This window comes from Achromobacter sp. Bel, from assembly GCF_012928505.1.
GTDB lineage: Bacteria > Pseudomonadota > Gammaproteobacteria > Burkholderiales > Burkholderiaceae_B > Achromobacter.
On record NZ_JABBJN010000022.1, the window covers coordinates 13,567 to 24,578 of the forward strand.

General features: G+C 63.1%; 8 protein-coding genes and 1 tRNA gene. 3 read left to right on the forward strand and 6 right to left on the reverse strand.

What is annotated here, in order from left to right:
* Nucleotides 1–2 precede the first annotated feature (2 nt).
* Nucleotides 3–896, reverse strand: coding sequence for a LysR family transcriptional regulator (locus HG262_RS15310; RefSeq protein WP_169271824.1), 894 nt, complete (start codon nt 894–896; stop codon nt 3–5).
* Nucleotides 897–994: 98 nt separating this feature from the next.
* Here HG262_RS15310 and HG262_RS15315 point away from each other — a divergent pair, with 98 nt between their 5' ends.
* Nucleotides 995–2,326 (forward strand): arylsulfatase, encoded by a 1,332-nt coding sequence (locus tag HG262_RS15315; protein ID WP_169271825.1) that lies wholly within the window; start codon nt 995–997, stop codon nt 2,324–2,326.
* Nucleotides 2,327–2,376: 50 nt separating this feature from the next.
* A complete protein-coding gene (locus HG262_RS15320; protein WP_169271826.1) occupies nt 2,377–3,345 on the forward strand; it encodes a tripartite tricarboxylate transporter substrate-binding protein in 969 nt (322 codons plus the stop codon).
* Nucleotides 3,346–3,438: 93 nt separating this feature from the next.
* Here the strand turns inward: HG262_RS15320 and HG262_RS15325 are convergent, their stop codons facing one another.
* A complete protein-coding gene (locus HG262_RS15325) occupies nt 3,439–5,301 on the reverse strand; it encodes a PhoX family phosphatase (protein WP_169271827.1) in 1,863 nt (620 codons plus the stop codon).
* 230 nt (nt 5,302–5,531) lie between these two features.
* On the opposite strand from HG262_RS15325, the gene HG262_RS15330 reads away from it, so the two are divergent.
* Nucleotides 5,532–5,864, forward strand: coding sequence for a hypothetical protein (locus tag HG262_RS15330; RefSeq protein WP_169271828.1), 333 nt, complete (start codon nt 5,532–5,534; stop codon nt 5,862–5,864).
* Between the two features lie 97 nt (nt 5,865–5,961).
* Here the strand turns inward: HG262_RS15330 and HG262_RS15335 are convergent.
* From HG262_RS15335 to HG262_RS15350, 4 genes are all read right to left on the reverse strand, one after another.
* A tRNA-Ser gene (locus HG262_RS15335) sits at nt 5,962–6,052 on the reverse strand.
* Nucleotides 6,053–6,190: 138 nt separating this feature from the next.
* Nucleotides 6,191–7,744 (reverse strand): SpoVR family protein, encoded by a 1,554-nt coding sequence (locus HG262_RS15340; protein WP_169271829.1) that lies wholly within the window; start codon nt 7,742–7,744, stop codon nt 6,191–6,193.
* Entirely contained in the window at nt 7,741–9,000 is a 1,260-nt protein-coding gene (locus tag HG262_RS15345) for a YeaH/YhbH family protein (protein WP_169271830.1), read from the reverse strand. The genes HG262_RS15340 and HG262_RS15345 overlap by 4 nt, the downstream gene beginning before the upstream one ends.
* Before the next feature lie 12 nt (nt 9,001–9,012).
* On the reverse strand, nt 9,013–10,938 hold the full coding sequence (locus HG262_RS15350; RefSeq protein ID WP_006226709.1) for a PrkA family serine protein kinase: 1,926 nt from the start codon (nt 10,936–10,938) through the stop codon (nt 9,013–9,015).
* Nucleotides 10,939–11,012 lie beyond the last annotated feature (74 nt).

Genomic DNA, 11,012 nt, shown 5'->3' on the forward strand with positions numbered 1-11,012 from the left:
TGCTAGCGCACGCCGCCCATCACCACCGCGCGAAACTCCTTCATCAGCGGCGACCAGGTCGTCGCACGCCGGGTGATCAGCGCGATGCTGCGCCGCAATGGCTTGCCCAGCGCGACGGGCAGCACCGCGATGTCCATGCCTGCGCCCAGCGCGCTCTGCGGCAGCACGGCCAGAAGATCCGATTCGGCCAGCAGTGCCAGGGTGCCCCGTGAAAAATGCTGCACCTCCAGCGCGGCCACGGGCAGGTCCAACCCGGCTTCGGCATACAGCGCATCCAGCGCCTTGCGCGCGATGGATGTCGGCCGCGGCAGGATCCAGCGCTGGCCCGCCAGATCGCGCAGGGCCAGCTTGCGGCGGCCCGCCAGCGGATGCCCTCGCGCGGCCGCCACGCACAACGTGTCTTCCTTGATCAATTCCTGATGCAGCGTCGCCGGCACGTCGGCGTAGATCGGTGTTACCGCCAAGTCCAGTTTGCCGCTGGCGACCTGGTCGTTGAGATCGTCGGACAGGCCCTGCGTCAGTTGAACCCGCAGCGCCGGGCGCTGCGGCAGCAGGCGCTGCAACGCGGGCGTCACCACGCTGTCCACCGTCGCGCCGGTTGCGCCGATGCGCAGCAACCCCGCTTCGCCCACCCGCAACTCCATCGCGTGCCGCACGGCGTCGCGATATTCGGCCTGGAGCTTTTCCGCGTGCCCCTTGAAAGCAAGCCCCGCCGACGTCAGGCGCAGCCCGCGGCCGCCACGGTCCAGCAGCGCCAGGCCCGTATCGGCCTCCAGCCGCTGCAATGATTTGGACAAGGCCGGCTGGCTGACCCCGCAAGCGGCAGCGGCGCGGTCCAGATTGCCGTGCTCGACGCAGGCCAGGAAATATTCGATGTCCCGCAACGACAGATTCATAAATGACGGTTATGTGTTCAAGCACCTTTTGGAATATTACGACGCACCTGCGCTTCTAGAATGCCTGGGAACAACCCGAAGACCACCTAGGCGGCACAATGGAACACAGACCCAATATCGTATTGATCGTGGCAGACAACCTGGGATGGGGCGAGCTGGGCTGCTATGGCGGCGGCGCCCTGCGCGGCGCCCCCACGCCCCATATCGACCGCCTGGCCGCCGAAGGGCTTCTGCTGCAGAACTTCAACGTCGAAAGCGATTGCGTGCCCACGCGGTCCGCGCTGATGAGCGGCCGCCACCCCATCCGCACCGGCTGCCTGCAATCCGTGCCGCCCGGCCTGCCGCAAGGGCTGGCACGCGACGAGATCACGCTGGCGCAGCAATTGTCGGGACAGGGCTACGCCACCGCCCACTACGGCAAATGGCACCTGGGCGACGTGCCGGGCCGCTATCCCTCCGACCGCGGATTCGACGAGTGGTACGGCATCCCGCGGACCACCGACGAAAGCCAATTCACCTCATCGATCGGCTTCGACCCGTCCGTAGCCGATCTGCCCTACATCATGCAAGGCCAGGCCGGCCAGCCGTCCGAAAACGTCAAGCTCTACGATCTGGACACCCGCCGCCATATCGACGAGGAACTGGTGGACCGTTCCGTCGGCTTCATGCGTCAACACGCCGAAGCACAACGTCCTTTCTTCCTTTACCTGCCCCTGGTGCACCTGCATTTCCCCACCTTGCCGCATCCCGAGTTCGCGGGGCGCACGGGTGCCGGCGACTTCGCGGATTCCATGGTGGAGATGGACCACCGCGTCGGCCAGATCGTTCAAGCCGTCGATGACCTGGACCTGCGCGACTCCACCGTCTTTATCTTCTGCAGCGACAACGGCCCGGAATTCCGCAAACCCTACCGCGGCACCGCCGGCCCCTGGACAGGCACGTACCACACCGCCATGGAAGGCAGCCTGCGCGTGCCCTTCATCATCCGCTGGCCCGGCCACGTGCAGGCCGGCCGGGTGTCCAACGACATCGTCCACGTCACCGACCTCTACAGCACGCTGTGCCGCATCGGCGGCGCGGAGATTCCGCAAGACCGCCCCATCGACGGTGTCGACCAGACCGATTTCTTCACCGGCGCCTCCGCCGCGTCACAGCGCGAGGGCTTCCTGTTCTACATCAAGAACGACCTGCGGGCGGTCAAATGGCGCGACTGGAAGCTGCACTTCTATTGGGAGCCCGAGGTCAACGAAGGCAAGGGAAAACTGGAATCCCCCTATCTCTTCAATCTGAAGCAGGACCCCAAGGAAGAAAGCGACATCCTGATCTACAACACCTGGGTGCTCGGTCCGATCCTGAAAATGGTGCAGGCGTTCAATGCGTCCTGCGCCGCGCATCCGAATACGCCGCCGGGAAAGCCGGATCCCGCTTGAAGGCCCGGCGTTCCAACCGATAGCAGACCAGAACCATACAAGGGGAAAATATGAAGTTCGCTATCCGATTCGCCGCGCTGCTGCTTGGCGCCGCGTTGCCCGCCGTCGCCGTCCGCGCGGCCGATAAACCGCTGGACTGGCCCGCCAAGCAGATCACATGGGTGATCGGCTTCGTGCCGGGCGGCACCGCCGACGTCCTGACCCGTATCGCCGCGCAAGAGCTGGCGCGCCGCACGGGCCTGAACGTCATCGTTGAAAACCGGCCGGGCGCCGCCGGCGCCATCGCGCTGCAGCTGGTGGCCCGCAGCAAACCCGGCGACGGCTATCTGCTGACCGTGCCCGGGCCCTTGATCTATCCGTCGCCCCAACCCGAAGTCGGCCGCGAACTGGCGCCAGTGATCCTGATGGCGCAAGGGCCCATGGTGATCGTCGGCCCCGCCAAGCAGGCCAAGCCGTCGCTCCAAGCCGTGCTGGACGACGCCCGCGCCCATCCCGATGCGTGGAGCTACGGCAGTTCAGGCAACGGCACCTCGCAAAACCTGGCCGGCGAACTGTTGAACCAATATGCAGGCACCCGCATCGTGCACGTTCCCTACAAGGGCGGCGGCCAAGCCGTCGCGGACGTGGCGGGCGGCCAGATCCCGTTGGCGATCCTGGGCTCCGCGCCCGTCATGCCGCAGATCAAGGCCGGCGTCCTGAAAGCCTATGCCGTCACCACCGCCTACCGGCTGGACAGCCTGTCCGATGTGCCGACCGTGGCCGAGTCGGGCTTCAACGGATACGAGGCCAGCCAATGGTTCTCGGTGGCGGCCGGCAGCACCCTGCCCGCTGCCCAGCTGGATCAGGTGAACGCGGCCTTGCGCGGCGCGCTGGACACGCCGGAATTCCGCGCCGCGTTGGACAACGCAGGCATGGTCGCGGGCGGCGGCTCGCGCGAAGACCTGCTGCAGTTCATCCAGGCGGACAGCGCCAAATGGAAAAAGCTGCTGGACAGCGGCGCGGTCAAACTCGAGAACTGAAACGTTGACGGCCTGGAACGGCAGGGGAAGCCCCCTCCTGTTCCAGGCCGTCACGCGTCCGATGCGTCGCGCGCATCGGGTGCGTTCAGCGCGTCACGCGCCGACGGGCTTGCCGTCCTGGCGGCGCACCACCACGGTCGCCGAACGTGCGTCGCCGCCGCCCGCCCGCAGCGTGTTCCAATCCCGGTTGGGATGCTGGATGTTGATGAAGAACGTCGTCAGGTCCGGCGTATACGCAATGCCGGTAATCTCGCAACCCAGCGGCCCCACCAGGAAGCGCTTGGACTCGCCCGTCTTCTGGTCGATGTAGTACATCGAATTATTGCCGAAGATGTTGGTGACGTCGGTCCCGGTGCCGGCATCGGTCTGCACCCACAGGCGCCCCTGCGGGTCCACGCGGATGCCGTCGGGGCTGGAGAACTCGTCGCCCTTGATGTTGCCCGTGATGTTCGAAGCCGCGCCGTCGGCGGCATCCTGGCCAGCCAAGAGCAGCAGCTCCCATTCGAACGTGGTGGCAAGCGGCGAGTCGCCGCGCTCTTTCCAGCGCACGATGTGGCCGTGGCGGTTGGTCACGCGAGGATTGGCGGCGCTGGTGCGGCGGCGGCTGCTGTTGTTGGTCAGCGTGCAATAGACCGTCTTGTCCACACCCACCGTGATCCACTCGGGACGATCCATCAGCGTCGCGCCCGCCACTCGGGCAGCCGCCTTGGTGTTGATCAACACGTCGGCCTGGCTGTTGAAATCGATCAGCGTGTTGGTGGGGACGTCGGTCGGACGCACCTGCGTGTAGTTGCCCGGATCGATGGCGCCCACGATCAGGTTGTTCTTGCCCACCGTCAGTTCGACCCAGTTGCCGCTGCCGTCATCGTTGAATCGCGCCGCATACAGCGTGCCTTCGTCGAGCAGCTTGCTGTTGTTGGCGCGGTTGGCCGCGTCATAGGGCTTGCTGGGCACGAACTTGTAGATGCAGCCCGGCGTGCCGTCGTCGCCCATGTAGAACGCGACGCGGTTGTTCTCGTCGGCCATGAAGGCGGTGTTCTCGTGGTCGAACCGGCCCATCGCCGTACGCTTGACGGCCGTCGAGCCCGGGGTGCTGGGGTCGATCTCGACCACCCAGCCGTAGCCGGTTTCGGGCTGCGTGGGATCCAGGTAATTGTCGGTCGTCTCTTCGCAGGTCAGGTAGGTGCCCCACGGCGTATTGCCGCTGGCGCAGTTGTTCAGCGTGCCCACGACCGTCGCGCCCACGACCGACGCGGCCGGGCCGCCCACGTTGTAGACGGTGTTGCCGGTATAGCGCTTGTTGTAGCGGGAATCGGCCTTGACGGCCCACTTCCCATCTTTGTCGCGCGCGATTTCAACGACCGACACGCCCACGTTGGACAGACGGGTCTTCACCCCTTCGACGGTAACGTCCAGCGTGCTGTTGTCGAGGCTCTCGTGGTTCAGCACCAACAGGCCGCCCTGGTTGGGATCCACGCCTTCCAGCGCATAGAAATGCATGCCGTCATGCTGGCCGCCGGCCTGGGTCTCGGTGGCCGGGTACGACTGCGGCACGCCCAGATAACCGGCCGAACCGATCACGCACTTGTCGCCAGCCGAATACAGCACTTCGGCCACATAGCCTTCTGGAACCGTGACCGTGTCGGCCACGATCTTGTCGCCCAGCGGCTTGAACGTGACGGAATAGTCGGGGCCCGGCTCGGGCGTCGGGACAGGCGTCTCGGGCGTGGGCTGTTCGGGCGTCGGCGCCGAATCGTCGTCATCGTCGTCGCTGCTACAGCCGGCCAGTGCCGTCACGCCGAACACCGACAGGACGGACAGCCCGAAACTGTTCTTCAACAGCGTCCGGCGGGTGGGATTGGCGGCGACGATCTCGTCGAACATCTGGCCAGGAACAGTCACTTCCCCCCGGGCTTCACGGTAGGGCGCACGCAATTTGTCAGTTAGGTAGGACATCGGAGTCTCTTGGTTTGACGGAGGATCGGGCAAGCAATTTGTCAGCCGATTGAAAGTTGGCTGACGAAAGGCTGAGAGATTACGAGACCGATGTGACAGACTGGAGACGTTCTGATGAATCATTCAGCGCGGGTTGATGATCGGCCGTTACGCACGGCTCGCCTATCGTCTAATGTGCCGAGGACATCTCCGCTACCGGACCTTCCATGCCCTTTGCGCGCACGTACTTCATGAACACGCTGAGCGACGACGAACTACAGTCATTGCTCCGCAAACGCGAAGACTTCTTTCTTGAGAACGTCATTGAGAGCGATCGCACCCTGCAGCGTGTGCAGGCGATGATCGCCGCTGCCGGGCTAAGCAGCCGATTCGTGCGCGAGCCCGCCAACCCGTTCGTGAATTTGCGCCACGGCGTCATCAGCGCGATCCCGCTCATCGGCCCGCTGTGGGTGCTGGGGCTCGCCGCAATCCAGCTTGGCCGCCCAAGCGCGGATGTCACCCTCAAGCAAACGGCCGAGCAATCCGTAAGCGTGATCTTTTCGCGCAACCCCCGGGGCGCCTGATTGGCGAGTGCGCCTTACGTTGGACGCGGCCCGTTTTGCACGAGGGCAAAACAAAAAGCCCCTGACTTCTTTCGAAGTCAGGGGCTTTTTTCATTCTTGGCGGACAGAGGGGGATTCGAACCCCCGATACGCTTTTGACGTATACACGCTTTCCAGGCGTGCGCCTTCAACCGCTCGGCCACCTGTCCTAATTGCTCACGTCGAAGCGGGTCAGAAACACCACTACGAAATTTGCGAATCCGCGATTCTAGCAGAATCTTGCAGACCACCACAAGTCGACAAAGAAAAGGGGACGCACTGAGCGTCCCCTTTGCCTTGCCTCGCCTTCACGTGGAGGCTGGCGCTTCCTGCTCCCGGCACGAGCTGACCGTGCCGTCCGGCTCGGTTTCTTCCAGCCGCACCTTGAAGCCCCACAGGCGGGCCAAGTGCTTCATCACCTGCTCGGCATCATCGCCTGCCAGCGGCCGGCCGCGGCTCTTCAGATGACGCAGCACCAGCGAACGGTCGGAATCACGGTTAAAGCGCACGACCTGGATGTCCGGCACCTGGTTGTCGCGATTGTGCTGGGCGGCCAGCAGGCGGCGGATGTCGCGGTAGCCCTCGTCATTGTGGATGGCGGCCACTTCCAGTTTCGGGTTAGCCTGATGGTCCGAAATCGCGAAGAAGCGGAATTCGCGGATCAGGCGCGGCGACAGGTACTGCGAAATGAAAGATTCGTCCTTGAAGTTGCGCATGGCGAAGTCCAGCGTCTTGCCCCAATCGCCGCCGGCGATGTCCGGGAACCACTTGCGGTCCTCGGGCGTGGGCGCCTCGCAGATGCGGCGGATGTCCGACATCATGGCGAAGCCCAGCGCATACGGATTGATGCCGCCGTAGCCGCGCTCGTCGAAGCCGCGCTGGCTGACCACGTTGGTATGGCTTTGCAGGAACTCCATCATGAAACCGTCGTCCACCAAGCCTTTCTCGTGCAAGCGGTTCAGGATGGTGTAGTGCCAGAACGTGGCCCAGCCTTCGTTCATGACCTTGGTCTGCGACTGCGGATAGAAGTACTGGGCGACCTTGCGCACGATGCGCACCAGCTCCTTCTGCCACGGCGCAAGCTTGGGCGAATACTTCTCGATGAAGTAAAGCAGGTTCTCTTCGGGTTCGGGCGGGAACACCGAGGCCTCGGCGCGCGTGTCCTTGTCGGTTTCCAGGCGCGGCAGCGTGCGCCACAAATCGTTGTATTGCAGCCGGGCGTGTTCTTCGCGCTCGGCCTGGCGCGCGGCCTCGCCCTTGAACGACATGGGCGTCGGACGCTTGTAGCGGTCGACGCCGTGGTGCGACAGCGCGTGGCAGGAATCCAGCAGCGCTTCCACCGCATCGATGCCGTAGCGGTCTTCGCAAGACATCACGTACTTGCGCGCGAACACCAGGTAGTCCAGCACGCCGTCCGCGTCGGTCCACTGCCGGAACAGGTAGTTGCCCTTGAAGAACGAATTGTGCCCGTAGCAGGCATGCGCAATCACCAGCGCCTGCATCGTCATGGAATTCTCTTCCATGAGGTACGAGATGCAAGGGTTGGAGTTGATGACGATCTCGTACGCCAGCCCCTGCATGCCGCGGCGGTAGTATTGCTCGTTGCGGATGAATTCCTTGCCGTACGACCAGTGCGGATAGCCGATGGGCAGGCCTGCCGACGCATAGGCGTCCAGCATCTGTTCCGAGGTGATGACCTCGATCTGGTTCGGATAGGTGTCCAGTCCGAATTCCGCCGCGACCTTGGAGATCGCTTCGTCATAGGACTGGATCAGTTCGAACGTCCATTCGGAACCTTGGGAAATCGGCCGCGCGCCGCTGGCCGATGCCGGCTCCACGAGAGCACCCACGATGGCATTCATGCGGTTTCCTTCTTGAACAGGTCATGGAACACGGGGAAGATTTCGCCGCGGTCGCAGATGCGCCGCATGACGAAATGCGGCTCCAGCTTCTGTTCATACTCCGCCCACAGGCTGCTCTTGCGAGCCTCTTGCGAGTCGGGGATTTCTATGTAGGCGAAATAGCGTGTCGACGGCAGCAGGTGCTCCGCCAGGAAGCGCGCGCTCTTGCCGGCGTCGGCGCCGAACGAATCGCCGTCGCTGGCCTGCGCTGCATAGACGTTCCAGGCTGCCGGCGGATAGCGCTTTTCCAGGATCTCGCGCATCAGCTCCAGCGCGGACAGCACGATGGTGCCGCCGCTCTTGGGGTCGTAGAAGAACGTCTGCTCGTCCACTTCCTCAGCGTTGTCGGTGTGGCGAATGAAGACCAGATCCACGTGTTCGTACTTGCGCGACAGGAACAGATACAGCAGCGTGAAGAAGCGCTTGGCCAGGTCCTTCTTGCCTTCGTCCATGGACCCGGACACGTCCATCAGGCAGAACATGACCGCGCGCGCCATCGGAATGGCGACCGACACCCGGTTGCGGTAGCGCAGGTCCAGGTCGTCCAGGAACGGCACGCGGGCAAGGCGCTCGCGGCAGTCCTCGACGTCCTGCTCCAGCGTGCGGATCTCGGCGGCGGGCGCACCCGCCGCAAGGGCCTTGGCCAGGGCGGCCTCGGCGTCTTCAAGATCGGCGCGCGCCTTCACGTTCAGCGCCACCCGCCGCGCCAAGGACGACTTGAGCGTACGGCTGATGCTCAGCATGCTGGGCGAGCCGGTCGTGGTGTAGCCGGCGCGCTGCCATTTCTTCTGGCTGACTTCGCCCAACTGGTTGCGCGCCAGGTGCGGCAGTTCCAGATCCTCGAAGAACAGGTTCAGGAATTCGGCCCGCGACAGGCTGAAGGTGAATTGGTCTACCGATTCGCCTTCGCCGGGTTCGGACCCGCCCTCGCCTTGCCCGCCCTGCGGCCGGTCGATGGTGTCGCCCTTGGCGAATTCACGATTGCCAGGGTGCACCATCTCGCGGTCGCCGCCCGATCCGTGCCGGAACGTCGGCTCGGAAATATCCCGGGCGGGCAGGTTGATCTCTCCGCCTTGATCCATATCCTGAATCGAGCGGTCACGGATCATCCCGTGAACCGCCTTGCGGATCTGGTCCTTGTAGCGCCGCAAGAAGCGCTCACGGTTGACGGCGCTTTTATTGCGCCCGTTAAGACGGCGATCGATCAGTGAATTCATGATTCACCTCGCTCAGGAAGACTTCCTCACACGGAGATACCATTCGCACAGCAGACGGACTTGCTTTTCCGTGTACCCCTTTTCAACCATGCGATCCACGAAACTCTGGTGCTTCGACTTGTCCTCGGCCGAGGCCTTGGCGTTGAACGAAATCACCGGCAGCAGATCTTCCGTGTTCGAGAACATCTTCTTCTCGATCACTTCGCGCAGCTTTTCATAGCTGGTCCACGTCGGGTTGCGGCCATTGTTGTTGGCGCGCGCCCGCAGCACGAAGTTCACGATCTCGTTGCGGAAGTCCTTCGGGTTGGCAATACCCGCCGGCTTTTCGATCTTCTCCAGTTCGTCGTTCAAGGCGCTGCGGTCGAAGCTCTCGCCGGTTTCAGGATCGCGGAATTCCTCGTCCTGGATCCAGCAGTCGGCAAACGTCACGTAGCGGTCGAAGATGTTCTGGCCATACTCGGAGTACGACTCCAGGTATGCGGTCTGGATTTCCTTGCCGATGAACTCCGCATAACGCGGCGCCAGGAAGCCCTTGATGAACTCCAGGTAGCGCCGGCGGATTTCCTCGGGATAGTCCTCGCGGCCGATCCGTTGCTCAAGCACATACATCAGGTGCACCGGGTTGGCCGCCACTTCCGTCTGGTCGTAGTTGAAGACGCTGGACAGGATCTTGTACGCGAAACGCGTGGACACCCCGTTCATGCCTTCGTCCGTGCCGGCGTAGTCCTTGTATTCCTGCAAGGCCTTGGCCTTCGGGTCCACGTCCTTCAGGCTTTCACCGTCATAGACGCGCAGCTTCGAATAGATGCTGGAGTTCTCGGGTTCCTTCAGACGGGTCAGCACCGAGAACTGCGCCATCATGTCCAGTGTTCCCGGCGCGCACGGGGCGGCCGACAGCGAGCTGTGATGCAGCAACTTTTCGTAGATGCGGACTTCTTCGGACACCTGCAGGCAGTAAGGCACCTTGACAATATAGATACGGTCAAGGAACGCCTCGTTGTGCTTGTTGTTGCGGAAGGTCTGCCATTCGGACTCGTTCGAGTGGGCCAGGATCGCGCCGTTGAACGGAATCGCGGAAAAGCCCTCCGTGCCCTTGAAGTTGCCTTCCTGGGTCGCCGTCAACAGCGGGTGCAACATCTTGATCGGGGCCTTGAACATTTCCACGAACTCAAGCAGCCCCTGGTTGGCCAGGCACAGCCCGCCGGAGTAGCTGTAGGCGTCCGGATCGTCCTGCGAATGGCGGTCCAGCTTGCGGATGTCCACCTTGCCGACCAGCGACGAAATGTCCTGGTTGTTCTCGTCGCCCGGCTCGGTCTTGGCGATGGCGACCTGGCGCAGCACCGACGGATTCAGGCGCACGACACGGAACTGCGAAATGTCGCCGTCGAATTCCTTCAAGCGCTTGACCGCCCAGGGCGACATGATGCCGCTCAGGTAGCGCCGCGGAATGCCGTATTCCTTTTCAAGCGTGTCACCGAAGCGTTCCGGATGGAACAGGCCCAACGGCGTTTCATTAACGGGCGAACCCTTCAAGGCATAGATGGGATAGCTTTCCATCAAGGCCTTGAGCCGTTCCGCGATGGACGACTTGCCGCCGCCCACCGGTCCCAGCAGATAAAGGATTTGCTTGCGCTCTTCCAGCCCCTGAGCGGCGTGCTTGAAGAACGCGACGATCTGTCCGATCACGTCCTCCATGCCGTAGAACTCCTGGAACGCAGGGTAGCGCCGGATGGTCCGGTTGGAAAACAAACGGGAAAGACGTGGGTCGTTGCGCGTATCCACGATTTCGGGTTCGCCGATCGCCGCCAGCATGCGCTCAGCGGGGCTGGCGTACGCCATGGGATCGCGTTTAGCGAGGTTCAGATACTCCTCAAGCGAGAGTTCTGATTCCTGCTCTTTTGCATACTGCGACTTGAAGCCTTCGACGATGTTTTGCACAGAAACCTCCGACAACACGCGAAAAATTCAGCACGTCCCTACGTGTCCCCATTGTGCCTCAGTGCCTGCGCTTT